Annotated in this window: 28 protein-coding genes; 19 read left to right on the top strand and 9 right to left on the bottom strand. The window is 46.1% G+C overall.

Annotation, left to right across the window (positions count from 1 at the left end; translation table 11 throughout):
- Positions 1–74: 74 nt before the first annotated feature.
- From VIA_RS09880 to VIA_RS09870, 3 genes are all read left to right on the top strand, one after another.
- On the top strand, positions 75–980 hold the full coding sequence (locus VIA_RS09880; protein WP_004412843.1) for a LysR family transcriptional regulator: 906 nt from the start codon (positions 75–77) through the stop codon (positions 978–980).
- A 31-nt stretch (positions 981–1,011) separates the two neighbouring features.
- Positions 1,012–1,743, top strand: coding sequence for an SDR family oxidoreductase (locus VIA_RS09875; protein ID WP_004412842.1), 732 nt, complete (start codon positions 1,012–1,014; stop codon positions 1,741–1,743).
- A 239-nt stretch (positions 1,744–1,982) separates the two neighbouring features.
- Positions 1,983–2,582, top strand: a complete 600-nt coding sequence (locus VIA_RS09870) for a Fic/DOC family protein (RefSeq protein WP_004412841.1) — start codon at positions 1,983–1,985, stop codon at positions 2,580–2,582.
- Here the strand turns inward: VIA_RS09870 and VIA_RS09865 are convergent.
- Both VIA_RS09865 and VIA_RS09860 read right to left on the bottom strand, forming a co-directional pair.
- Positions 2,579–3,241 (bottom strand): cupin domain-containing protein, encoded by a 663-nt coding sequence (locus tag VIA_RS09865; RefSeq protein ID WP_004412838.1) that lies wholly within the window; start codon positions 3,239–3,241, stop codon positions 2,579–2,581. The genes VIA_RS09870 and VIA_RS09865 overlap by 4 nt on opposite strands.
- 71 nt (positions 3,242–3,312) lie before the next feature.
- On the bottom strand, positions 3,313–4,080 hold the full coding sequence (locus VIA_RS09860; RefSeq protein WP_004412837.1) for an SDR family NAD(P)-dependent oxidoreductase: 768 nt from the start codon (positions 4,078–4,080) through the stop codon (positions 3,313–3,315).
- Between the two features lie 103 nt (positions 4,081–4,183).
- On the opposite strand from VIA_RS09860, the gene VIA_RS09855 reads away from it, so the two are divergent.
- Complete coding sequence (locus VIA_RS09855) at positions 4,184–4,525, top strand: winged helix-turn-helix transcriptional regulator (RefSeq protein WP_004412835.1); 342 nt, start codon at positions 4,184–4,186, stop codon at positions 4,523–4,525.
- Positions 4,526–4,559: 34 nt separating this feature from the next.
- Here VIA_RS09855 and VIA_RS09850 read toward each other — a convergent pair whose 3' ends face one another.
- The 3 genes from VIA_RS09850 to VIA_RS09840 all read right to left on the bottom strand — a co-directional run bounded on the left by VIA_RS09850 (position 4,560) and on the right by VIA_RS09840 (position 6,601).
- Entirely contained in the window at positions 4,560–5,807 is a 1,248-nt protein-coding gene (locus VIA_RS09850) for a leucine-rich repeat-containing protein kinase family protein (protein ID WP_004412833.1), read from the bottom strand.
- 107 nt (positions 5,808–5,914) lie between these two features.
- Positions 5,915–6,286 carry a hypothetical protein gene (locus VIA_RS09845; protein WP_004412832.1) on the bottom strand — a complete coding sequence of 124 codons (372 nt, stop codon included), beginning with the start codon at positions 6,284–6,286 and terminating at the stop codon, positions 5,915–5,917.
- Positions 6,287–6,295: 9 nt separating this feature from the next.
- The gene (locus VIA_RS09840) at positions 6,296–6,601 is read right to left on the bottom strand and encodes a monooxygenase (protein WP_004412830.1); all 306 of its coding nucleotides are present in this window, start codon (positions 6,599–6,601) and stop codon (positions 6,296–6,298) included.
- A gap of 128 nt (positions 6,602–6,729) precedes the next feature.
- On the opposite strand from VIA_RS09840, the gene VIA_RS09835 reads away from it, so the two are divergent.
- Together VIA_RS09835 and VIA_RS09830 are read left to right on the top strand one after the other, a co-directional pair.
- The gene (locus tag VIA_RS09835) at positions 6,730–7,617 is read left to right on the top strand and encodes a LysR family transcriptional regulator (protein ID WP_004412829.1); all 888 of its coding nucleotides are present in this window, start codon (positions 6,730–6,732) and stop codon (positions 7,615–7,617) included.
- A 184-nt stretch (positions 7,618–7,801) separates the two neighbouring features.
- Positions 7,802–8,362 carry a sugar O-acetyltransferase gene (locus tag VIA_RS09830; RefSeq protein WP_004412827.1) on the top strand — a complete coding sequence of 187 codons (561 nt, stop codon included), beginning with the start codon at positions 7,802–7,804 and terminating at the stop codon, positions 8,360–8,362.
- A gap of 51 nt (positions 8,363–8,413) precedes the next feature.
- Here VIA_RS09830 and VIA_RS09825 read toward each other — a convergent pair whose 3' ends face one another.
- Complete coding sequence (locus VIA_RS09825) at positions 8,414–8,908, bottom strand: MarR family winged helix-turn-helix transcriptional regulator (RefSeq protein ID WP_004412825.1); 495 nt, start codon at positions 8,906–8,908, stop codon at positions 8,414–8,416.
- A gap of 122 nt (positions 8,909–9,030) precedes the next feature.
- On the opposite strand from VIA_RS09825, the gene VIA_RS09820 reads away from it, so the two are divergent.
- From VIA_RS09820 to VIA_RS09795, 6 genes are all read left to right on the top strand, one after another.
- Complete coding sequence (locus VIA_RS09820; protein ID WP_004417059.1) at positions 9,031–9,936, top strand: EamA family transporter; 906 nt, start codon at positions 9,031–9,033, stop codon at positions 9,934–9,936.
- 1 nt (position 9,937) lies between these two features.
- Complete coding sequence (locus VIA_RS09815) at positions 9,938–10,531, top strand: NADPH-dependent FMN reductase (RefSeq protein WP_004412821.1); 594 nt, start codon at positions 9,938–9,940, stop codon at positions 10,529–10,531.
- Between the two features lie 71 nt (positions 10,532–10,602).
- Positions 10,603–11,112 carry a DUF2301 domain-containing membrane protein gene (locus VIA_RS09810; RefSeq protein ID WP_004417057.1) on the top strand — a complete coding sequence of 170 codons (510 nt, stop codon included), beginning with the start codon at positions 10,603–10,605 and terminating at the stop codon, positions 11,110–11,112.
- Between the two features lie 171 nt (positions 11,113–11,283).
- Complete coding sequence (locus tag VIA_RS09805) at positions 11,284–11,871, top strand: outer membrane protein (RefSeq protein WP_004412818.1); 588 nt, start codon at positions 11,284–11,286, stop codon at positions 11,869–11,871.
- Positions 11,872–11,929: 58 nt separating this feature from the next.
- Positions 11,930–12,658, top strand: a complete 729-nt coding sequence (locus tag VIA_RS09800) for a hypothetical protein (RefSeq protein WP_004412816.1) — start codon at positions 11,930–11,932, stop codon at positions 12,656–12,658.
- A gap of 34 nt (positions 12,659–12,692) precedes the next feature.
- Positions 12,693–13,103: a hypothetical protein gene (locus VIA_RS09795; RefSeq protein WP_004412814.1), complete on the top strand. Its 411-nt coding sequence runs from the start codon at positions 12,693–12,695 to the stop codon at positions 13,101–13,103.
- 66 nt (positions 13,104–13,169) lie between these two features.
- Here VIA_RS09795 and VIA_RS09790 read toward each other — a convergent pair whose 3' ends face one another.
- The gene (locus VIA_RS09790; protein WP_004417056.1) at positions 13,170–14,069 is read right to left on the bottom strand and encodes a DMT family transporter; all 900 of its coding nucleotides are present in this window, start codon (positions 14,067–14,069) and stop codon (positions 13,170–13,172) included.
- A gap of 120 nt (positions 14,070–14,189) precedes the next feature.
- Here VIA_RS09790 and VIA_RS09785 point away from each other — a divergent pair, with 120 nt between their 5' ends.
- The gene (locus VIA_RS09785; protein ID WP_004412811.1) at positions 14,190–14,672 is read left to right on the top strand and encodes a MarR family winged helix-turn-helix transcriptional regulator; all 483 of its coding nucleotides are present in this window, start codon (positions 14,190–14,192) and stop codon (positions 14,670–14,672) included.
- Positions 14,673–14,743: 71 nt separating this feature from the next.
- On the opposite strand, the gene VIA_RS09780 is transcribed toward VIA_RS09785, so the two are convergent.
- Positions 14,744–15,181 (bottom strand): GlcG/HbpS family heme-binding protein, encoded by a 438-nt coding sequence (locus tag VIA_RS09780; protein WP_004412808.1) that lies wholly within the window; start codon positions 15,179–15,181, stop codon positions 14,744–14,746.
- A 49-nt stretch (positions 15,182–15,230) separates the two neighbouring features.
- Positions 15,231–16,859: a malate synthase A gene (aceB, locus tag VIA_RS09775; RefSeq protein WP_004412807.1), complete on the bottom strand. Its 1,629-nt coding sequence runs from the start codon at positions 16,857–16,859 to the stop codon at positions 15,231–15,233.
- Between the two features lie 313 nt (positions 16,860–17,172).
- Between aceB and gcl the strand changes: the two genes are divergently transcribed.
- From gcl to VIA_RS09745, 6 genes are all read left to right on the top strand, one after another.
- Positions 17,173–18,948 (top strand): glyoxylate carboligase, encoded by a 1,776-nt coding sequence (gene gcl, locus VIA_RS09770; RefSeq protein ID WP_004412806.1) that lies wholly within the window; start codon positions 17,173–17,175, stop codon positions 18,946–18,948.
- Between the two features lie 22 nt (positions 18,949–18,970).
- On the top strand, positions 18,971–19,747 hold the full coding sequence (hyi, locus tag VIA_RS09765) for a hydroxypyruvate isomerase (RefSeq protein ID WP_004412804.1): 777 nt from the start codon (positions 18,971–18,973) through the stop codon (positions 19,745–19,747).
- 48 nt (positions 19,748–19,795) lie between these two features.
- The gene (locus VIA_RS09760) at positions 19,796–20,695 is read left to right on the top strand and encodes a 2-hydroxy-3-oxopropionate reductase (protein ID WP_174269822.1); all 900 of its coding nucleotides are present in this window, start codon (positions 19,796–19,798) and stop codon (positions 20,693–20,695) included.
- A 345-nt stretch (positions 20,696–21,040) separates the two neighbouring features.
- Positions 21,041–22,183, top strand: a complete 1,143-nt coding sequence (locus tag VIA_RS09755; protein WP_004412801.1) for a sugar diacid recognition domain-containing protein — start codon at positions 21,041–21,043, stop codon at positions 22,181–22,183.
- A 138-nt stretch (positions 22,184–22,321) separates the two neighbouring features.
- The gene (locus VIA_RS09750) at positions 22,322–23,587 is read left to right on the top strand and encodes a GntP family permease (protein ID WP_004412799.1); all 1,266 of its coding nucleotides are present in this window, start codon (positions 22,322–22,324) and stop codon (positions 23,585–23,587) included.
- A 9-nt stretch (positions 23,588–23,596) separates the two neighbouring features.
- Positions 23,597–24,733 carry a glycerate kinase gene (locus VIA_RS09745; RefSeq protein ID WP_004412796.1) on the top strand — a complete coding sequence of 379 codons (1,137 nt, stop codon included), beginning with the start codon at positions 23,597–23,599 and terminating at the stop codon, positions 24,731–24,733.
- The last annotated feature ends 82 nt before the right edge of the window (positions 24,734–24,815 follow it).

The following is a 24,815-nucleotide window of genomic DNA, read 5'->3' as shown; positions in this document are numbered from 1 at the left end:
CTCCTCGGCTGTTGTTTTGTTGTAAATAAGGATATAACTAACCAATAGTGAAAAAAACACCCAGGGTTAGAACTATGAGTTCCATATTTGGAAACATTGACGATCTCTATCTGTTTTGTTGCGTGGTTGAAGAGGGCTCGTTGCTTGCTGCTTCAAAGAAGTTACATCTGCCTGTCTCCACTATGTCACGCCGCCTATCCGCCTTAGAACAGCGCTTAAACACTCGACTTTTAGAGAAGAGGGGAAGGGAGTTGGTTGCGACACAAAATGGCGCACAAGCGTTTGAGGCGCTGCGTAGTGGTATGGAATCAATTGAGATGGGCTTTGGTCAGATGGTGACTGACACCCAAGAAGTCTCGGGCAAGATTAAGTTAGCTATTCCGCACAATTTTTATCGTGCATTTGTCGGTGATGTAGTTGAGCAATTCTTAGCTGATTACCCTAAGGTCACACTGGATCTTATATTGAGCCAGCAACAGGTGATCCCTCAAACAGATCGAGATTTGCTGATCACATTTGATTTATCAGAAATGGATGGCATGATTGCGCGGCCATTATTTAAAGCAAGGCACGGCTTTTTTGCTAGTCCGGAGTATCTGGCTAGAGTAGGAGAAGTAAAAAATCTCGATCAGCTAGCGGAGCTTGATTGGGTCAGTGTTGACCACACGACGGAACTTTCTGTCTATCAGGACGAAGCCTTGATTGATGTCATTAAGGTCAAGCCCAAGCTAGTGGTCAATGATATTTTTGCTGTGTGCGGAGTGGTAGAGAAAGGGTTGGGGGTTGCCTCATTGCCGTTCCGACATGTTCAAGAGGAAATGAACATCGTCCGCGTTTTACCGCAATTTCAGCGCAGTGTTCGTGAGGCCCACATCGTGTATCAGCAGCGTCAGTATCAACCTAAGGCGTTGACTCTATTGGTGGAACGAATATTAGCAAGTACCGAAAAAATGAAAGAACCAGCGAGTTTTACACTGTAAAACGGCGGTAACTAGGAAGGAAAGTATCAACATGGAAAAAGTTGTCATTGTGACTGGAGCGAGCCGCGGTATTGGCGCTGAAACAGCCAAATTATTAGCCTCGCAAGGCTATCGCGTATGTGTCAATTATCTCAGTCGGCATCAACGTGCCGCGCAAGTTGTGGATGAAATTGTTACCGCAGGTGGTCAAGCTTTTGCTGTTCAAGCTGACGTGTCGAATGAAGCGCAAGTGGCCGCTATGTTTGAGGCGGTGCAGGAGAAATATGGCACGGTAACTCACTTGGTCAATAATGCCGGCATACTCTTTACTCAGTCTAAGTTGAGCGACATTGATTTAGAGCGCTTTCAAACCGTGATGAAGGCGAATGTGACGAGCTGCTTTTTATGCTGTAAGGCGTTTCTTCGCCAATCGGGTTCTAAGAGTGCCATTGTTAACGTCTCTTCGGCAGCGTCGCGTCTAGGCGCGCCCTTTGAGTACATCGATTATGCCGCTTCAAAAGGCGCAATGGACTCTCTGACGAAAGGTTTATCGTTAGAAGTCGCAGAGCAAGGCATTCGCGTGAACGGTGTTAGGCCAGGTTGTATCTATACAGAAATGCATGCCGATGGGGGAGAGCCAGATCGCGTTGACCGTCTTGCCGCTAGTCTACCTTTGCAACGTGGTGGTACCGCTGAAGAAGTTGCCCAATCGATCGCATGGTTACTTTCGGATCAAGCTTCTTATGTGACAGGTAGCTTCATCGAGTTAGCCGGGGGGCGATAACCTCTTCGCCGATATCTGAGCCGCTCAGTGCGTAAAGTAGAAGCGGCTCATATTGTAGGTTACACTTGAGACAGATTAATAAGCAGAGGTAAGCATGTCCAACTCATCTTCTGAATCGGTGACTCGAACAAAAAAAACGTTCGTCCCTAAAGCGGATAACTTTAAAGTGAGCCTTAAGTACGAGGGAATGTCACTCAAAGAAGACAAACGTCATTCTATTGAAGAACTGAAAAGGAAATATGCACGATAAGTATGGAGTCTTTCATGATAAGTACTGTTACGCAGGCACGGATGTTTTAATTAACCTATTAAACCTACGTGACGGTGAGGGGCTGATAGAGGCGGAAATCGCTTTTACGGCAGAGCGCTATCGTACTTACCAAAGTCGCGCCACTAAGATCGAAGACTTCACTCTTTCTCACTTTAAATACCTACATTTTTATCTTTTCCAAGACCTTTTTGAATGGGCAGGCGATATCCGAGAGGTTGATATTTCCAAAGGCAACACTCGTTTTTGTACCGTGCCTAGAATCGAAGTCGAAGCGGAAAAACTGTTCCAGTTGATCCCTAAATTGAAGCTTATTCACAATCGCGATGACCTGATTAATCAGGTCGCGTCACTGTTTTGCGAAATGAATCTGATCCACCCGTTCCGAGAGGGAAATGGGCGAGTACAACGGTTTTTCTTTGAAGAGATGATGTTTGTGCTCGGCTATGATCTGAATTGGCCCGTCATCACCCAGCAGCAGTGGGTAGAAGCCAACATCGCTGGCGTTTACCTTGACTTAGAGCCGTTAAAAAGCATCTTTCGCCAAGCGATATCGGAACTCGCAGATTAAGCCGTCTGGATTAAGGGTAAGTGCCCTGTTTTAACCAAGATTATGGTTTCTTGCTCGACAAATGGGTAGTGTTCGCTCATGTGTGGGCTGCGCATCCAAGTCCCTTGAGGGTATTGGCCGTGCTCGTCAGCAAACTGACCGGATAACACCAATATTTCCTCACCGCCAAAATGTCGGTGGGGCTGAAAACGTTCACCCGCAGGCCATTTAACTAACGCAACATGTTCATGCTCGAATTCGTGTAATGGCATCACTTCTAATCCACCGATACCCGGTAACCAAGCTTCTTCGGCAGTATTGAGTCTAATTGATGTGCTATCTCGTTGATCAAACTGATTGAGTTTGACAAAAATAACGCAACCTTGCTCACTAAACGGAGCATGCGAACTGCCTGGAGGGTTACGAATATATGTCCCTGCAGGGTAGTCACCATGTTCATCGGAGAATATCCCTTCTAGGACAAATATCTCTTCACCCATAGGGTGTGGATGAGTGTTAAAGCGTGAGCCTGCATCGTAGCGTACAATACTGGTGGTATGGCCGGATTCGGCTTCTTCACGTTCTAAAGGTTTACGCCAAACTCCTGTCGCAGGGCTAGCCACCCACGGTTGGTCATTTGTGCGAATCACAACTCGCTCGGCAAAGTTCATATTGAACATAATCTTTTCCTTGGTTCTATTCGGTGGCAGCAGCAAATGGGTTACGGTGACGTTTAAGTCACCGTATACAATTAGTTTCGACCCGCTATGACGCCGCCGTCAACATCCCAGATTGCACCTGTTACCCAACTTGCTTGATCTGAAAGTAAGAAGCAAATGCTGTTAGCAACATCTGACGCTGATCCAACGCGACCAATTGGGTGGAAGTCATTAAAACCATCAAGGGCTTGGTCGACTTCTTTCGGGTCAATAAAGGCTTCATAAATAGGCGTTTTTACTACTGCTGGAGAGACGGCATTGACGCGAATGTTGTCGTCAGCCAACTCCATTGCTAAATGTTGCGTCATCGCATGTAAACCTGCTTTTGCCATAGAGTAGGCCGAAGATGGCGTCGCTTTGATCGCCTGTTTTGCCCACATTGAACCAATATTAACAATGCTACCAAATTGGTTGGCTATCATATTTTTCGCCACCGCTTGGGTGAGCTTAAAAATTGCTTTGTTCAGTTCATGGTAGCGATCGTAATCTTGCTCTGTATGGTCGATAAAGGGTTTAGGATTAAAGTACCCTGCGGCATTGACCAGATAGCTGATGGGTTGCTCCATTGAGGCAATTTTACTGATTAGATGTGAGACTGAATCAGAGTCGTACAAATCCGCTTGGTGCGTATCGACACGACCAAATTGCGTAAGCTGAGTGCGTGCCTTTTCAAGCTTCTCTTGGTTGCTGCCGACGATCATTACAGGGATATTATTTTCTAGTAGTTGCTTAGCGGTTTCGAACCCCATGCCACTTGAGCCACCAATGATGAGTGCAGTACCTTGATTGTTGTATTTCATTTTCTTGCTCCTGATTGATTGGGACGTGCTAATATTAGGAACAATCTAACTGTATGAATAGTAAGTACAAATCGGTAGGGTAGGTACTTTTTGGTACATCTTTATGAATAACAACGAAAAACTTTTTTCAAGAAAAACAGCCCCGCAAAGTAGTGCTCGTATGGTCGAAGCCATTTATGGATGTAAATGGTCATTAACGGTCTACCAGTTGCTTTCTTCTGGGGTCAATCGTCCGGGAGAAATGGTTCGAAATGTCGAGGGGCTATCGACCAAGGTGCTTAATCAATGCTTGAAGCGCAATGTTGAGTTTGGGATCTTAGATAAAGTGGTCTTTAACGAACTGCCACCTAGAGTGGAATATCAAGTCACTGAATTTGGTGAGAAATTTCTCGCGATTCTTGACCAATTGGAAGCGTTGCAGCAAGAGATTGACGAGAAAGCATGAGCGCGATGAGTGCGCGCTCATGTCCGGTACAAACTTATCCTGCAATGAGCGCTAAGTTACGCAGCGATTGATAGCTAGCGGTTTGGATTTCTCTTGGCTTACACACTGACAGTAAGTCATCAATAAAGTGAGACAGAGCGCGAGCTTCAATTTTTCGCACGCCACGTTGCTGTGTTTCGTTCAAATAGTCATAAACTGACGCTGCGCCGAAATCACCAAAAATCATTTCACCATGATCATTGATCAGAACATTGTGAGCGTAGAGATCGCCATGACAGACCTTATTGGTGTGTAGGTGATTAAACACATCGATCATTTGATCGACGATCTTTTCAATTTGAGTTACCGAAAGCGTAAAGTCGGCTTTGAACACATCACGTGTACAGGTTTCCAGTGTCGGTGGCAGGCCGAGATTAAAGTAATCATTTGGGATCAATTCCATCACTAGCGCAAGTGTATCTTCTTCATTCACTTGACCAATCGACTTAACTAAGTTGTTGTGATGCCCCGTTTGTAGGCAGGCTTGCAGCTCATCACAAGGGTAGCCATCACTGGTGACTTCGCCTTTGAAAACTTTAACGGCAACCTCTTTAGGAAATTCATCATCATTGTTGAGCCAATTAGCATGAGAGATCACGCCTGACGCGCCTTGACCTAACACTTGATTTAGCTGGTAGCTAGCAGCAGAGACGCTCGGTACGCTTTCAGTATGATTTACGCGCTCGCAGAAAGGGTTACCAGCAAACGCCATCCAAGCCAGTTTCGGTAGCTCTAGCAGTACATCAGGGAACTGCTCTAGTTGGTTAGCAGATAGACGAACCAGTTCTAAATTGATGAGCTTTGAAAAGCTTTGCGGCAGTGCTTTTAGCTTATTGCCAGCTAACGCCAACTTTTGTAGGCGAGGACGATGTCCAAGTGCTTCAGGTAGCTGCTCAACTTGGTTATCGGTTAGGATTAACCAACGTAGCGGCTTTGGAAGCGCATCGCCAGAGACTCGAACAATCTGGTTGCTTTTAAAGCCGACCATTTCAAGCTTTTGACAGCGGCCTAGCACCAATGGCAGATGAGTAAAACGGTTGTTGGAGGCAAAAACAATCTTAAGCTTAGGCAGCTCTGTTAGCCACTCAGGCAAATCAGTAAGTAAGTTATCTGAAAGATCCAAGATCTCTAGCGAATCCGCCAAAGTTAAAATTTCACGAGGTAACTCTGTGAGCTGCTCAGCCAGTTTTAGTCGCTGAATACCCTGTAACTCACCATTGTTAAGTTGTTCTATTGTGTGCAAACCGTCTGCCTATCTCTACTCATAAGATGAAAAGAGAGCGCATTCTACTTAGGTTGTCCAAGAAAGGCGAGGGGGGATTTTGCGCCTCAATCGTGAAGCGCAAAACATCATTGTTGGTTGAGCTGACGATAACTAAGCAGGGTCAACAGGGCAAAGAACGCTGGATCACTCCAGCCGAAACCGACAAAAATACCGGTGATACCTGCGTATCCGGTGATTATTACACCGAGCAGGTTAGTGACCAACAGGGCTTTTAATAGCTGCTTAATTGTCTCAGTATGCTCTATTTCTCTCAAATACAGACTGACAGCAGCGACACCACCGAGAAAGATACTGGTGTGCTGTGACAAAAATTGAGCGTATTGATCGTTGATCTCTACACCGTACATCGGCCACATCATGTTAGGAATAAAAAACAGCGCTAGGGCAAAAATGGTGTAGATAGCGCCATGTAAAGTGAGAAAAATTTTGTTGTTCATGGTAATTCCTTAACTCTCGATTGGACCGCGGTTGATGGACGTTAGTGGCTGGTTAATATCAAAGATGATGCCTCTGACTTCTAGTACCCCCATTTGTTTAAGTCTGGCGGAGTGCATCTGTAGATAGTTTTGCGCACTCACTTCGTCTTCAAATAGGTAGATACCACCGCCCAATTTTTCTGATTCACTCTCTGTCCAAATTTTCCACACTAAGCCTGGCTCTTGATTGATCGACTCAGCCAGTTCAACCAATGCCTTAGACATCTCTTCACCCATCGGGCCGTGATATTCAAAATCAACTTGTAGTAGTTTCATCTCATCTTCTCTATCTGTTTTCGCACTGTCTGTGCCGTTGTTTGATGGAGCTATTGTTGTCTATATAAATTCAACAGAAAAGTTCATAATATTGCGTGTACATGTCTAAAAAACTGACAGGTTGAGCAATGAGATTAAAAAGCACTCTAGAGCAATGGCTGACTCTGCAAGAGGTCGATAGAGCGGGGAGTATTCAGGCTGCCGCGTTGTCTCTCAATAAAAGCCACACCACTTTGATTTACGCGATTAAAAAGCTTGAAGAGCAAATGGGTGTGAAGCTGGTGGAAGTAAAGGGCAGGCGTGCCACTATCACTGAGCATGGTAAGTCATTACTTCGCCGGGCAAGCAGTATGTTAGAACAGGCGCGAGAGCTAGAGGATTTGAGCCAGCAGATTTCTGCGGGTGTTGAATCTGAAATTACTATTGCTATCGATCACCTGTGTGATCCGACTTTGCTCTATCAGCCGATGGCACAATACCTTCAGCGCAACAGTATTACTTCGATTCAGGTGGTGGAAACCTCGCTAAGTAAAACCAGTGAAATGGTCACTAATGAGCAGGCGGATATTGCGATTATTACTTTACCTGTTACCAATTATCCGGCGCAGGTTTTGTCTTCTACTAGCATGATTCCTGTGGTCTCAAGTAAGCACCCACTCGCGAAGCAGGATAATGTTTGTATGGCTGATTTTGCCACCCACTGTCAGGTTGTGGTACGTGACCTCGGTGCTGATGTTGCTGAGCGAAGAGAACAAAATGTCGGTTGGTTAAAGGCAAATCAAAGAATTACTGTCGATAATTTTGACCATGCGTTTCGCGCGATAGAGCAGGGGGTTGGCTTCTGTCGCCTTCCTGAACATGTTGTTGCCAAGAGAAATCATGGTCAGCTGACCGTGTTGGACGTTGAGCATAATGCTAAGTATCAAGTGCCGCTGCATATCACTCTGCCGAAGGGGGCGAAAACGGGGCCTGCCGCAAGATGCTTCTATGATTTGTTACTAGAGAAGGTAAGTTAATCGTTATGGTTTCTAAGCTAGCTATAACAGTGAGTAATTACTTACAACCTTCTGTTTACGACTGACCCACGCGAAAAGTGAGCTGTCACACGAAGCACAAATTTGCTGAGGAGAGGCCGCTACAAACTGGTTTTGATATGCGATATTTCACGCAATAAAGAGACTTCTTAGTACGGTAACAGAGATGAGAACAGAAAAAGACAAGATGTTAGCAGGTGAGCCATATGACGCTTGGGATAAACAGCTTTATAGTGAGCGCATTTCGTGTCGTAAAGTGCTGCAAACACTCAATAACAGTATTCCCGATACCGATGAGTGGCGAGGTGCAATTGACCGTTTAATACCTGATTCAAAAGGCGCGTATCTTGAACCGCCATTTCGCTGTGATTACGGCTCAAACATCAAAGTAGGCAAAAATTTCTACGCCAACTTCAACTGTGTGGTTCTTGATGTTGCTGAGGTACATATTGGTGACAATGTGCTGTTTGCACCCAATGTACAAATCTATACCGCAGGTCATCCACTGGATGTTAAAGGCCGAGTTGAAGAAGGCGTTGAATTTGGCACACCCATTACCATTGGCGATAATGTCTGGCTTGGTGGCGGTGTAATTGTTTGCCCTGGTGTGACGATTGGAGCAAACAGCGTGATTGGCGCGGGCAGTGTGGTAACCAAAGATATCCCTGCCAACGTAGTTGCGGCGGGCAATCCATGTCGGGTACTTAAACCTATCGAGCAGCAATAAACGGGTTTATATCGATGCCATGGTTGAGTCTATGGCATCGAACTTTCCTTGTTACTTTTCACTCGCTTCAGCAATTAGTATTTTTCGCAATAATCCCGCTAACTGGTCTTGCTCGTCAGAGGTCAACACGCTGATCATGTTATCGAGATTATCTACATGATCGTTAAGCGCGGCGTCTACAAGACTCACCCCCTTTTCAGTCAGAACTACCTTACAACTGCGTCTGTCCTGTTCACTGAAGATTCGTTCGACTAAACCATCCTTAACCAATTTTTCCAGACGCGTGCTGACTGCGCCGGAAGAGAGCATCAGGGTTTTATACAGTTCGGTAGGAGTACAGCCTGTCGGGGCACTGCGACGCATGGTGGCTAAGATATCAAATTCAATGCTGCTTAGATCATGCTGTTTGAATACTGTATCCATCTTTGCTTTCCAGCTGTTGCTGGTACGGCGCAATCGTCCGACAACGCCCATAGCTGAACAGTCGAGATCCGGTCTGACGTTTTTCCACTGAGTAAGAATGGTATCCACGTTATCCGCTGACATTTTTATCTCCCACATAAATATCTTTTAAAAAAGATACTTGATCATGAGTTAGATCTCCATTACTTTAATAAAAGTATCTTTTGTGAAAGATACTTTTATTTGAGGTGAATTGGAGCTGGATGATGAACGGAATTGATCAGGTAAAGACCATTGTTTTGACTGCCATCGCGCCTGTGGTGTGGGGCAGTACCTATATCGTAACGACAGAGATGTTGCCGCCAGAGAGTCCGCTACTGGCGTCAACTATTCGTGCCTTACCCGCCGGGTTGTTATTGGTATTGTTAGGAAACATGTTACCAAGTCGAGCGTGGTTACTTCGTCTTGCGTTACTGGGCTTTCTCAATATCGGCCTGTTTTTTTACTGCCTGTTTTTTGCTGCCACTTATTTACCTGGTGGTATGGCGGCCATGGTGATGTCGGTGCAGCCTGTGGTGGTAATGTTACTGAGCTGGAAGTGGCTGAACTCTGAGCTTTCTCCATTACAGCTTTTCGCCAGTGTGGTCGGGATGACGGGTATTGCTCTGTTAGTGGTCAATAGTTCAGCTGAACTCAGTGCTGCTGGCCTGATTGTCGCCAGCATAGGGACTTTGAGTATGGCAAGCGGCGTTGTGTTAACCAAAAAATGGGGCAGACCACAGGGTATGACACTGATTAATTTTACTGGCTGGCAACTGCTCTTCGGTGGCCTGATGTTACTCCCGGTGGCGTTATGGGTTGAGGGCATTCCTCAACAATTAACGCCCACCAACTACCTTGGTTATCTCTATTTGAGCGTAATAGGTGCGGTACTTGGTTATTTCCTCTGGTTCCGAGGTATAGAAAAACTGCCACCTATTTCAGTCTCATTCCTCGGCTTTCTTAGTAGTGTCTCGGCCTGCATCTTAGGCTTCCTGATACTGGACCAGACCTTAACTGGCTTACAACTTCTTGGTGCGACCAGCGTTCTACTCGCCATTGTTCTGGCAGCGCCGCACAGCCGTAAATCGACCAACCCAACTCCATTCGTTGAATCTTTGAAAAGGAATTAATATGAACATTACTATTGTTGCTGGCAGTCAGCGTGCAAACTCACAGAGTGTTAACGTCGCTCATTACTTGAAATCACTGGCTCTTGACCATTTTGATCGAGCCGATGTACTCGACCTCCACCAATTGGATCTGCCTTTGTGGAACGAAGGCGTCTGGCAAGGAACAGATGAGTGGCAGCAGTGGGCGCCAACAGCTGAAACTCTTAAACAGTCTGATGCTGTGATATTAATTACACCAGAGTGGCACGGCATGGCGACCCCATCGTTGAAGAACTTTTTATTATTAACCACTGATGAAGAATTGGCTCACAAACCTGTGCTACTCGTTTCCGTATCAGCCAGTGTTAATGGCGTCTATCCGATTAGTGAGTTGCGTATGACAGGCAGTAAAAACAATCATGCCTGTATTCTTCCTGACCATCTTATTTTCAGAAACATTGAGCAGTTACTAACTGAGCAACATCAGTGCACAGATCCTGCTATGCACCAGCGCAGTGAGTACACTCTATCCCTGTTAGCCAGTTATGCCCGAGCGCTAGCACCTGTGCATCGTGATATGCTTTCCGTTGGTAAAGCGTTTCGTTATGGTATGTGACTAAGGTTCTGTTTACAGTGTAAAACAGCACCTTAAACTTAGTGAAAACCAAAAACACGTAAGGAATTGTAATGGCTGACCCACACATTAAATCGCCCATGGATGCACTGGATCACCTTACAGTCATCATTTATCGACTCGGCTTTACACTCGCGTTTCCTGTCATTGCACTCCTACCCTGGAACCTTGACTTTCCTATTGAGAAGCTTGTCTTTTTGAGTGCGGTAATGTGCGCCTCGTCATTGCATGTTTACAGCAAACCCTTTCGTCTATTACTCCAGTTCGCGACTTGGATAGGTATACTTTGTTTTGTATTTGGTTGGACAGCGATCGGTATAGGTGGTGCCTTTATTACCTTGGGTGGTCTTTGTTATAAAGAGTACTTCTGCTTTAAGGTTCCAGGCTTACAGTTGCAACCTCTGCTCCTTATGGGGTTGTGGTTTTGCATGATGTTTGATGCCGATATCGCAGCCAAGATATTCGCTGCAATATCAGCCCTGCTTTTCTTAATCACTAGCGTTTATAAATGGCGAATGCCGAGATACTTCGATATTGGTGACAAAGCAAAATATGATGTCTGACAAAAGAATCTGAACGACAAAAAGCCGCGCCAATTTAGTGCGGTTTTTTGTTTATCTACCCTTTCCACTTACACGTCCTTACAAACCCCTACATTCTCAGGTGATATATTTCTTTGCAGATCAAGTGCCGATTCGAGCACAACCAAACAATATGACCAAGAGAAAAGCAGTATGAAAAAATCAATCATTACCCTATCTATTCTTGCATCCACGTTATCAGGTGCGGCTTTAGCGCATAACGGTTTTTATGTTGGTGCAGCCTACTCAAAAATGGGCTACTCAAGTGTGTACAAAGATTTTGGCTCTTTCAAAGAGCAAGAGACACGCGATGGCTATGCGGTGAATGCGGGCTATGATTTTGCATTTGGTAACTTCTTTGTTTTGGGCACAGAACTTGAGTACAAAGATTGGGGTGGCGTAAGCGGCATTATTGATCCTAACGGCCTTAATATCGCATCTAAGCTAGATATGACATCATTCGGCGTGAACGTTATGCCGAAAATGTACTTTGGCGATAAGTTCAACATCTATGCGAAAGCAGGTTTACATAACTTCAGCATTGATTCGACAACCTCAACCGCTATTGGTAGCAATTCTATTTCTTTGGCTTCATCAAGCAGTGATACGAGTATGGTTTGGGGTCTTGGCCTTGGCTATGACTTCACTCAGCATATTTCAGCGCAAACCACCTATGAAGTGGTTGATACCGATTCTGGCGTAATTGCATCTGTAAATATGGGTCTGAGATACAAATTCTAATTAGTTGATTTATGAAATGTAAGCCGTCTTAAATAGGCGGCTTTTTGTTGGAATAAATATGAGAAAGTTAGTTGCCATATTGATATCAACCCTCGCTCTTTTGGGTTGCCAAGATGGTCATATTGATGAAGATAAAGGGGCCAAAAACAACGGCTCAGGCTACACCCCTCAAGTCATTACCGAAGCAAATAGCGCAATTTTCAATTTAGTTGGCAATGATCGCCAAACCTATAAAACTGAAAGTTTGGTTCGAATGACCACGTTTGCTAGCGACAGGATTTTGAGCGCAGTGGGTGCGAAAAGTATCAATGATCTGATCATGATTTCTGAGCGAGCGTTTATCAATGGAACAACAACAAAAACGTTAACGAATGGTGATGTGGTTGATTTTTCGGTCTATTTTGTCGAGCCTTCATCAGGTCGCCTTAGCCTAACCATTAGCGGTAATAGTGATATATTGACCAAAGATGCGCCGCATCTAGTCGAATCAGAGCATGGTCTAAAGGCGGCAAACTTCCCGACTGGAAAAATAGCGCTCTTTCTGGTAGTTGACCTTGACCCAATTGAGTCAAAAAATTCATTCGTCACCGAAATAGACAATGAAATGTATTCAGTCACTAATGAGTTAGGAAAGATAACTTACGTGCATAGCAAGCACAACCATGGTCGAAATAACTTTATGAATGAGATCGTGTTTGACAAGAACACATCTCAAGTCAGGTATTCGATTGACAATGAGCTTAAGTATCTTTCATATAACTTAAGTACAGATACACTAAGCCAGTGATTCTGATGCCTATAGGCGAAGCTGCAAGAGTTAAATGAACATGATCAAATACCTACCATTTTTGTTATCAGTGATGAGCCTTGAGTTAGCTGCACAAAGCCTGTGCTTGGAACAAGAAACGGATGAGTTTTCATGCAAACTAAAAACCAAGCTTGTTTCGGTGTGCTCCGCTGACAATCAGCAGATTTATCGCTTTGGTTTGCCGTCAAATGTTGAACTTGAATTAACCGCCGAAGATGCCATTGAGCACTACGGTTTTAGTGGTGGTGGCGAGCGAGTAATGACGTTTAACAACGGCCAGTATTCGTATGTTGTTAACTCTCGCACTGTTAGAACAGAGTATGCTGTGGGCGGTTGGGACATTGAAACATCCGCAGATCTCATTGTTAGCCGCAATGATGAGATTGTGGTTAGCTGGGAATGCTCAGAAATATATACTCGTTGATAGTTGTCCGTTGTTGGTAATAAAAAACCGCGCTCATTGGCGCGGTTTTTATTGGTTGTAATTGATTTATTGGGTCTGACACTCGGCAGGTGCGGGTCGGTTTTGTCGCAGTGCGAGAATAGCCTGTGGTAATAACGACATCACAATCATGCCGATCATCAAGCTGTACTGGAATGGGGTGAATGACTCACCAAGCAATACCAAACCGGTAACAATACCCGCGATTGGATTGGCGATGCCGCCGAACGTGAAATCAACCACCGACATACGTTGCAGTAGCCACACATACATGCCGTAGCCAAGTGCAGTGTTCAATCCAACCACCCAAAGTAGGCCAGATAGGTTTCCCATTGAGAAGTTTTCAGCGATGGCTAGGTAGGTTGTAGGTTCTGATATCGCTTGTACAGAGGCTGCAATCGATAGGATTACGCCACCTAAAATCAACTGCCACGTCAGTACTGTCCACCAGTGCATACGATCGCCAAGCGATTTGGTAATCGAACTACCCACCACAATACACATAATCGCGGCGAGCATTGCGCCTAAGCCAATAGGATTTAGGCTGATAGAACTTGGGTCAAATAGCATCCACGCGAGGCCAATGAGCGCAGCCCCACTTACGGCTTGAATAATGCCTGGGCGATGCTTGTTGATCAGCCAGTTATACAGCATAGCGAACACGGGGACTGAAATCATACCGACGCCTGAAATCGCCGAAGGTAGCGTCAAAGCCATCACAAAGATCAAACCAAAGAAGGTTGCGATGTTGATTAGACCTAGGGTAAATAGGATTTGCCAATCGCCCTTTTTCGGTAGGCTTGGTCTAAATGCCAATAGCAGCAGTCCTGCTGGTAGCGCACGTATTGCGCCCAGCAATAGAGGGGGCCAGTCCGCAAGTGTGTATTGCGTGACAGCATAGGTGGTGCCCCAAAAGAACGCCGGTATCATGGCTAGTAATATATTCATAGGTACTTATCTTTACGTTAAGATACTTTTGTGGTGAATGTACGCCTAAAATCGATGTTTGTAAAGTATCTTTATGTTAAGATACTTAGAACGACATTTTGTTACTGGAGACAAATTTTCATGGACGCTATTGAAAGAGTAGTTGAGCAGTGGGCTAAGGAAAAGCCAGAGTTAGATACTGAGCCTATGGCCATTATGGGCCGTTTGATGCGTATCGCTAAGTATATGGAGACGGAAGTTGCTCAGTTACACAAGCGTTATGATTTAAAGCTGGGGGAATTTGATGTCCTTGCGACTTTGCGTCGTAGCGGAGAGCCCTTTTGTCTTACCCCGTCAGAATTGATTGATTCGATGATGCTGACATCGGGTGCAATGACCAATCGACTCGACAAGCTGGAAAAGAAACAGCTGATTATTCGTGAACACAGCAAAGAAGATCGCCGCAGTGTTACTGTTCAACTCACTCAAGATGGCTTCACTCTGATTGATAAGATTATTGAAGAGCACGCCGCTGTGCAGGCCAAGCTTGTTAAAGGAATGAACGCAAACCAGAAAAAGCAGATCAATACCTTGCTAAAGGGTTGGTTGACTCAATACGAGTAACGCGGAATCAAGATTAAAAAAACGCCCTCTACTGAGGGCGTTTTTGTTGGTCGGTAGACACTAGGAAGTTACTAAGAGAGTGTTTCATCGCAATAGAGCTCGGCATGGTCGATGCCACCAAGCGCGCAGCTCTCATCAATATCGGATAGATCGCCACTTACCCCCACGGCACCCAAGATGTTTTGTTCGGCATCTCGAATCAATAAGCCTCCCGGAACGGGCACCATATTACCGTGAGCAAGAACATTAACAGCAGAGATGAATGCTGGTCGGTTATCAGCGTCTTGCGCTAGCTTACGTGAAGAACAGCCCAGTGCGAGTGCCCCCCAAGCTTTGGCAATAGCAATATCTGGACGCATCATACTGGAACCATCTTGACGTTGGAGAGAGATGAGCTTTCCGCCACTATCAAGGACAGCGACTGTCAGTGGTGCGCTTTTGGTTTTTGAACCAGCTTGAAAGGTGCCGTCAATGACACTCAATGCTTGCTCTAGAGTTAAACTTCCCATGTTATCTCCTGTTGTGTGCTACCTTTCGGGCTCACAGAGCCCTCAGGTATTACTCAGTCCCATGAAGAAACTGATAGCTTGGTAAGGTCAGGAAGGTGGCGAACTCTTCTGCGGTAGACAACTCGAAGAAAAGGTCAGCAGTTTGTTCAAAGCGGCCTGCTGCATAACGAGCATCACCCACTTCCTGTTTGATTGTGTCGAGCTCTTGGTATAACCAAGTGTGGAACAGCTCTTTAGTAAAGATTTGGCCATCATCGAGCGCCACACGATGGTGGATCCACTGCCAGATGTTGGCACGAGAGATTTCTGCCGTTGCAGCATCTTCCATTAAGCCGTAAATAGGTACGCATCCGTGGCCTTGAATCCAAGCCTCAATGTAGTAAAGCGCGATACGGATGTTTTTACGTACGCCCGCTTCGTCACGAGTACCATCACAAGGTTTGAGCAGAATGTCGGCGCCAATCTCATGCGACGGGCTGACAAAGTTTAATTGGTTCGGTTTGCCATCAAGGTTTTTCTCAAACACTGACATGGCTAAATCAACCAACGCAGGGTGCGCGACCCAGGTGCCATCGTGACCATTGCGAGACTCGCGCTCTTTATCTTCGATAACCTTGGCCGTTACTCGCTCCATTTCTGCGGGATCTTTGGCTGGAATAAACGCCGACATACCCCCCATCGCTAGTGCGCCACGCTGGTGGCAGGTGCGAATCAGCAGTTGGCTGTAGGCATTGAGAAACTCTTTATCCATACCAACCACATGACGGTCAGGCAGAATGCGATCGGCATGATTTTTCAGCGTTTTAATGTAGCTGAAGATGTAATCCCAGCGGCCACAGTTCATCGCGACAATATGATCACGCATGGCGTAAAGCATCTCATCCATTTGGAAAACCGCTGGCAATGTTTCGATCAGTACTGTCGCGCGGATCGTGCCTCGTTGAACCCCGAAGTACTCCTCAGTAAACGAGAAAACATCATCCCACCACTGGGACTCTTCCATGCTTTCTAGTTTTGGAATGTAGTAATACACGCCTAACCCTTGTTCGGCGCGGGTTAGGTAGTTGTGATAGAAGTAGAGCGCAAAATCCATCAAACAACCAGGAATCGGCTTGTTTGCGTATTGAATTGATTGCTCCGGCAGGTGCAGGCCTCGTGGACGGGCAATCAATAAAGCTGGGTCATCACTAAGCTGATAATGTTTGTTTTTGGCTTGGTCGTGATAACTGATGGTTCTCGCATTGGCATCGCGCAGGTTGATCTGTCCCTCCACCATATTCTCCCAAGTTGGAGAAGAGGCATCTTCAAAACAGCACATAAATACTTTCGCGCCAGAGTTAAGTGCGTTGATCACCATTTTACGCTCGACAGGCCCCGTGATCTCGACGCGGCGATCAAGTAACTCGGCCGGTGGAGTGGTTACCTTCCAGCTTTTGTTGTCACGAATCGCTTGGGTATCAGAGCGAAAGTTAGGTAATTCACCCGCATCATAGCGTTGTTGTTGTTCTTTGCGGGCTTGCAGTAGGGCATCTCTACGCGGGGCAAACTTCTCGACCAGTTTGGCTAGGAAAGAGAGTGCCTCTTTAGACAGAATGGTTTGGTATTCTGGGTTGTCCATATTACCGACTACGCGTAGACAAGCAGTTTCTTCTTTTTCTGCTACATCGTTCAGACTCATTGTTCGTCTCCTTTAAACAATAGCGAATGATTTTGTGTACAAAATCTACCTTTCACGAATACTTATATTTCAATTTATGTAAACAATCAAAGGGTATTTAACATTTATTTTTCATTTGGTCCGTTGGGAAATTATTTTTACGTGAAGATAGTTTATGTAAAGTAATGATTTCTAGGCTTTTAGGGGTTAGTGATCACTTAGAGTAAGTGTTCAATGTTGAAAAAATGTTGCATTTGGGGGTTGCCAAATTCTGAATATGATTCATAGTACACAAAGTATCTTTGAATTGTATACAATCGAAATGGAGGTTCACATGGCAAAGATGAAGGCAATTGAAGCAGCGGTAGAAGTGTTGAAAAAGGAAGGTGTAGACATTGCCTTCGGCGTCCCTGGCGCAGCCATTAACCCAATGTACGCAGCGATGAAAAAGCTTGGCGGTATTGATCATGTACTGGCGCGCCACGTTGAAGGTGCGTCTCACATGGCAGAAGGTTACACCCGTACAAATCAAGACAATATTGGTGTTTGTATCGGTACATCTGGCCCTGCGGGTACCGATATGATCACGGGTTTGTACTCGGCATCGGCTGACTCGATTCCAATCTTATGTATTACCGGCCAGGCACCACGTGCTCGTCTACATAAAGAAGATTTCCAAGCGGTAGATATTGAATCTATTGCCAAGCCAGTCACCAAATGGGCGACAACGGTTTTAGAACCAGCACAGGTACCACGTGCATTCCAGCAAGCGTTTCACCTAATGCGCTCTGGTCGCCCTGGTCCAGTTCTAATTGACCTTCCGCTTGATGTTCAGCTAACGGAAATCGAGTTTGATATCGATACTTATGAGCCATTAGAAGCGTATCAACCAAAAGCGACTCGCGCCCAAGTTGAGAAAGCGATGGAGATGATGTGTGAGTCAGCAAACCCACTGATTGTTTCTGGTGGTGGCGTTATTAACGCTGGCGCTGAAGAACTACTGCAACAGTTCGCTGAAATCACTGGCGTACCTGTCGTTCCAACTTTGATGGGTTGGGGCTCTATCGCTGATGATCACGAACTGATGGCTGGCATGGTTGGCCTCCAGACGTCGCATCGTTACGGTAATGCGACCATGCTGGAGTCAGACTTTGTATTTGGTATTGGTAACCGCTGGGCAAACCGTCATACCGGTTCACTGGATGTTTATACGAAAGGACGTAAGTTTGTTCACGTTGATATTGAACCAACCCAAATTGGTCGTGTGTTCTGTCCAGATTTAGGCATTGTCTCTGATGCTAAGGCGGCGCTAGAGCTATTAGTCGAAGTGGCGCGTGAATGGCGTGATGCAGGCAAGCTACCTAACCGCAGTACTTGGGTGGGTGAATGTCAGCAGCGTAAAGCAACCATGTTGCGTAAAACGCATTACACAGATGCACCAATTAAACCAATGCGTGTTTATGAAGAGATGAACAAAGCGTTCGACCGCGATACGTGTTACGTCAGCACCATCGGTCTATCACAAATTGCTGCCGCGCAGTTCCTCCATGTCTACAAACCTCGTCACTGGATTAACTGTGGTCAGGCGGGTCCATTAGGTTGGACAACACCGGCCGCATTGGGTGTACGTGCCGCGGATCCTAATCGTGACATCGTAGCGATTTCCGGTGACTACGATTTCCAGTTCATGATTGAAGAATTAGCGGTAGGAGCGCAGTTCAACCTGCCTTACATCCACGTATTGGTGAACAACTCTTACCTAGGTCTGATTCGCCAAGCGCAGCGTCAGTTCGATATCGATTACTGTGTTCAATTGGCATTTGAAAACCAAAATGCGCCAGAGCTAAATGGCTACGGTGTTGACCACGTGACAGTTGTGGAAGGCTTAGGTTGTAAAGCGATTCGTGTCACAGACCCTGAGCAGATGCAAGCGGCATTCGCTGAAGCGAAAGAGCTGATGAACAAGCACAAAGTACCAGTGGTGGTTGAAGTGATTCTTGAGCGCGTAACCAACATCGCTATGGGTGTTGAAATCAACGCAATCAATGAATTTGAAGCATTGGCTGAAAACGCAGATGACGCGCCAACCGCACTGATTCATCGTGGCTAATTAGAAATAAAAGGAAATCACAATGGCAAAGTTTGCAGCAAATTTATCCATGTTGTTTACCGAACTGGAATTTGAAGATCGCTTTGAAGCCGCAGCAAAAGCTGGCTTTCAAGGTGTGGAGTATCTTTTCCCTTATGCGCTGGAAGCAAAGCAAATTAAGGAGAAGCTAGATGAAAACCAACTTACCCAAGTGTTGTTCAACCTTCCGGCCGGCGATTGGGAAGCGGGCGAGCGCGGTATCGCCGTGGACCCAAAGCGAGTCGAAGAATTCCAGTCTGGTGTGGCAAAGGCAATCGCCTACGCCAAAGTATTGGGTAATACCCAAATCAACTGCCTCGCAGGGATCGTTCCACAAGGGGTAAGTGAGCACGATGCCCACGCTGCGTTCGTCATCAACTTACGTTATGCCGCGCAAGCATTAAAAGAAGCGGGTATTCGCTTAGTGATTGAAGCGATCAACACCCGCGATATTCCAGGCTTCTTCCTCAATACTACAGAGCAAGCCAAAGCGGTGATTAAAGAAGTCGGCAGCGATAACTTGTTTATCCAATATGACATCTACCATATGCAGATTATGGAAGGGGACCTGACCCCAACCATGACGGCAAATATCGACCAAATTGCTCACGTTCAATTGGCCGACAACCCAGGTCGCCATGAGCCGGGAACGGGGGAAATTAACTACCCGTTTGTTCTAAAACATTTAGATGACCTTGGTTATCAGGGCTGGGTGGGCTGTGAATACAAGCCGAAAACCACCACGACTGAAGGTCTAGATTGGATCAACCTATACCGCTAATGCGGTGAATGCCCATCAACAGTGGTGGACAAACGTTACGGAGAACAGATTATGAAAATTGCATTTATTGGTACAGGTATCATGGGCCGCCCAATGGCCGCGAATCTACAAAAAGCAGGCTATGAGTTGGTGTTGTCTGATCACTTTAACCCAGCACCAAAGGACCTTGTTGATGCAGGTGCTCAGGTGGTGAATTCTGCTCAAGCCGCAACTGAAGCAGCGGATGTGGTTATCTTAATGGTGCCAAACACACCTCAAGTTGAAGATGTGCTATTTGGTGACAACGGTGTCGAAGCTGGCCTCAATGCAGGCGATGCTGAAGGTAAACTGGTTATCGACATGAGCTCTATCTCGCCAATGGCAACGAAGGCGATTGCGGCTCGTGTTAATGAAAGCGGCGCACAATACCTTGATGCTCCAGTATCTGGTGGTGAAGTTGGCGCGATCAACGCGGCACTAAGCATCATGGTCGGTGGGTCACAACAAGCATTCGACAAGGCGCGTCCTTTGTTCGAGGTGATGGGCAAAAATATCACACTTGTGGGTGAAAACGGTGCGGGTCAGACATGTAAAGTGGCTAACCAAATCATCGTTGCGCTTAACATTGAAGCGGTATCAGAAGCGCTTGTATTTGCTTCGAAAGCAGGCGCAGATCCAGCACGCGTTCGTCAAGCACTATTAGGTGGCTTTGCTAGCTCAAAGATTCTAGAAGTACACGGCGAGCGTATGATCGAAGGCACATTTGATCCTGGCTTTAGAATCTCTCTTCACCAAAAGGACCTTGATTTGGCCCTAACCGGTGCGAAAGAGCTCGAAGTGGCACTACCAAACACGCAAACGGCGCAAGAGCTATTTGAAGATTGCGCAGCGCTAGGTGGCCAAGATTGGGATCACTCTGCACTGATTAAGGCAATCGAGAAGCGTTCGAACCACTCAATCCGAGACTAAGGTTAGAACGCTGAAATTAACTCTTTAGGTTAGTTTCCGTCTGGGGTGGTTAGGACTCCTCTCCCTACCACCTCAATAACTGTACCAATCAAGGTGACTCCATAGTAGGGATGTTCGTTAGATTGGTATTAAATCGCGTAGTTTTTCGTCTCCTTTTGTACGCGTTCCCGTTGTAAGACAATAGGTAGGAGCATCCTCGGGCTCCGTCTTAGCAGGCACCTAGTGGACTTACTTCGGGATTTTTTCTTGGTTACTCTACGCCATGCACTGTTGGCGCAATAAAACGCTAGGGCAGGTGTGCTATGTTAATCCTAGTGAAGAGTAGGGCTTCGAGAAATAAAAGAGATGCAGTTAAATACGTTAATCGCAAGACAAATCGTTGAGCGCGCGACAAAGATCATCCAGTTTCCTGTCAACGTGATGGACGAGAATGGACAGATAATTGGTTCAAGCGATCCCGCTCGTTTACATCGCACCCATGAAGGGGCATTACTAGCGATACATGATAACCGCACTGTTGAAATCAACCATACGGTTGCGAGTACTTTGATTGGTGTAAAAGAGGGGATTAACTTACCCATCTTACATCAAGATTGCGTTATCGGTGTAGTGGGCATTTCAGGAAAACCTGAAGATGTTAGACGTTACGGTGAGCTAGTTAAGATGACGGCTGAGCTGATTGTCGAGCAAGCTGATTTAATGGCTCAGATTCAGTGGAACAAACGTCATAGAGAAGAGTTACTGCTGCAGTTGATACAGGGCTCTACACTAAATGAAACCCAGTTATTGTCGATTGCAGAGCGATTGGATTTGGATTTATCACAGCCAAGGATTGCCGCCACTGTAAAGGTAATACCTAAGCAGGGCCAACCTTTGACTTTAGAGCAATTGCAAAAATTGGTGCATTTACTGGAATACCCTGAGCGAGACAATATTGTTGGTATTGTGTCTGTTTCTCAGAACGAAGTTGTTGTCCTTAAGCCTGTGACTTTAGTCGACAATACCTGGAGCAAAACCGAAGAGAAAAAGCGGGTTAAACGCCTGCTCAAACGGATCGCTCAAGAGGCGGACTTCACTGTGAAAATAGCGATGGGTGAGTATTTCCCGGGTCTTGCTGGATTATCGCGCTCTTATGAAACGGCTAAAGCGACCTTAGCCTGCAGTGATGGAACTAAACAAGCGATTTTGTTTTATCAGGAGCATAAGCTCTCTGTTTTGATAGATAACTTAAAACAAGATGAATGGCGTCGAAAGCAAATCAGTCATCCTGTTGAAGTCCTGCAACAGCACGATAGCAAAGGGGTTCTGGTTAAGACGTTAATAGAATTTTTTGCTCAGGATTGCGATCTGGCTCAAACCTGTGCAGCACTCCATATTCATCGTAATACATTGCGCTACCGTCTTGATAAGATAGAAGAAGTTACATCATTGAAAATCAATAAGTTAGACAATAAAGTTCAACTGTATTTAGCCCTGAAATGTGTGTGATTATTTGATGGTTTTTGTGCAAACGCACAAACCAATCCATTTTAGAAAACAATAAATCTGTCATTTTGCATAAAGAATTTATTTGTCTCTGCTCTTACTCTTCAGGCAGTTCACAAAATAATCGGAAATAACAACAAAATGATAGAAGTCACTACCCTTGGTGCGTTGACCGCTTTGGTCGTCGCCATTGCCCTTATTTTGAAAAAAGTGCCACCTGCGTATGGCATGATCATTGGTGCCTTAATTGGTGGTGTTGTCGGTGGCGTATCACTGACCGACACGGTTTCACTGATGATTGGTGGTGCGCAAGGCATCGTTACGGCGGTACTGCGAATTTTGGCTGCTGGTGTGTTAGCGGGAGTCTTGATTGAGTCTGGTGCGGCCACCTCAATTGCTGAAACAATAGTGAAAAAAGTGGGTGAAACACGCGCCCTTCTTGCACTGGCCATTGCCACCATGATTTTGACTGCGGTCGGCGTATTTGTTGACGTTGCAGTGATCACGGTTGCCCCAATAGCATTAGCCATCGCGCGCCGTGCCGATATCTCAAAAACCGCAATCTTGCTTGCCATGGTTGGTGGCGGTAAAGCGGGTAACGTGATGTCACCAAACCCAAATGCGATTGCGGCGGCAGATGCGTTTAACGTTCCACTCACTTCAGTGATGGCGGCTGGTGTGATTCCGGGTTTATGTGGTTTGGTGCTGGCTTACTTCATCGCTAAAAAGCTAGTGAATAAAGGCTCGAAAGTGGATGCATGTGAAGTGGTGGAAGTGGATCACTCACGCTTACCAGCCTTCAAGGCCGCTATCGTAGCGCCATTAGTGGCGATTGCACTGCTCTCGTTACGCCCAATCGCAGGCATTAATGTTGACCCATTAATTGCACTTCCTTTAGGTGGCCTAATTGGTGCGGTTGTGATGGGGCGCTTTGCCGATACAAACCACTTTGCTGTAGCCGGTCTTAGCCGTATGGCTCCGGTCGCTGTGATGTTACTTGGTACAGGTACATTAGCAGGCATTATTGCTAACTCAGGCCTCAAAGATGGGTTGATTGACGTACTGACAGCGTCGGGCTTGCCTTCATTCTTACTTGCGCCAATTTCAGGTGCAATGATGGCTTTAGCTACCGCGTCAACAACAGCGGGTACTGCGGTCGCATCAAGCGTGTTTAGCGGCACAATTTTAGAGCTTGGTGTGCCAGCACTAGCAGGCGCAGCAATGATTCACTCGGGCGCTACGGTTCTCGATCACATGCCACATGGTAGCTTCTTCCACGCAACTGGTGGTGCAGTACATATGGATATTCGCGAACGTCTAAAGTTAATTCCGTACGAGTCTGCGGTCGGTCTGATGATCGCCTTTGTCTCAACCATGATGTTCGGTGTGTTTGGTTTATTTGTTTAAGGATTGAAGATGAAAATTGTAATTGCTCCTGATTCGTACAAAGAAAGTTTAACTGCTATGGAAGTGGCGACTGCGATTGAAAACGGCTTTAAAGAGATCATGCCAGACGCAGAATTTGTTAAGTTACCAATGGCCGATGGCGGTGAAGGGACGGTTCAATCCCTAGTGGATGCGACGGCTGGCCGCGTTGTGACAGCAACAGTGACAGGGCCTTTAGGCCAACCTGTTGAGGGCTTCTATGGTTTATTGGGTGACGGCTCTACCGCTGTGATTGAGATGGCGGCCGCTTCTGGTCTTCATTTGGTTGAACCAGAAAAGCGTAACCCTTTGTTGACGACCACCTATGGTACCGGTGAACTGATTAAAGCCGCGCTTGATGCTGGAGTGAAACACATCATTGTTGGTATTGGCGGCAGTGCGACCAATGATGGTGGTATTGGTATGGCTCAGGCCTTAGGTGCTCGCTTGCAAGATGCGCAAGGTGCAGAGTTAGCCTACGGTGGCGGTGCGCTTGAAAAGCTGGCTGCTATTGATCTGTCAGACTTAGATCCGCGCTTAGAGAGCGTTCAGCTTGAAGTCGCTTGTGATGTAGATAACCCATTGTGCGGACCGAAAGGCGCTTCACATGTATTTGGCCCACAAAAAGGCGCGACGCCGAAGATGATCGAGCAGTTAGATGCCAATCTTGCGCACTATGCTGACGTGATTCGACAAACTAACGGTAAAGATGTGATTCATCAATCGGGAGCGGGCGCAGCAGGTGGTCTTGGTGCTGCGTTACTCGGTTTGTTTGATGCAACGCTTCGTCCTGGTATTAATATCGTGATGGATGCGGTGAATCTGGCGGAAGTGGTCAAAGATGCTGACTTAGTGATTACTGGGGAAGGACGCATTGATAGCCAAACCATTCATGGCAAAACGCCAATTGGTGTGGCGCGCACGGCTAAGCTCTATAACCTACCTGTCATTGGCATTGCAGGTAGCACTGCTAAAGACTGTCGAGTGGTTCACGACCACGGTTTAGATGCGGTATATAGCGTTGTACTCGGGGCCACAGACTTGCCAACGGCACTTAAAGAAGCGGCGTTTAATGTCGAGATGACTTCTCGCAATGTCGCTGCAGCGTTGGCGATGACGTTCAAATAAATTGCGATTTTACACTGTAAACGGCCGCTAGTTAGCGGCCGTTTTTGTATGTGTTTATCAGAAAGATTTCCAAGGGGCGGTT

Source organism: Vibrio orientalis CIP 102891 = ATCC 33934 (assembly GCF_000176235.1).
GTDB classification, from domain to species: Bacteria; Pseudomonadota; Gammaproteobacteria; order Enterobacterales; family Vibrionaceae; genus Vibrio; species Vibrio orientalis.
The sequence above is the reverse complement of the archived record's forward strand: the minus strand, read 5'-3'. Positions and strand labels throughout refer to the sequence as shown.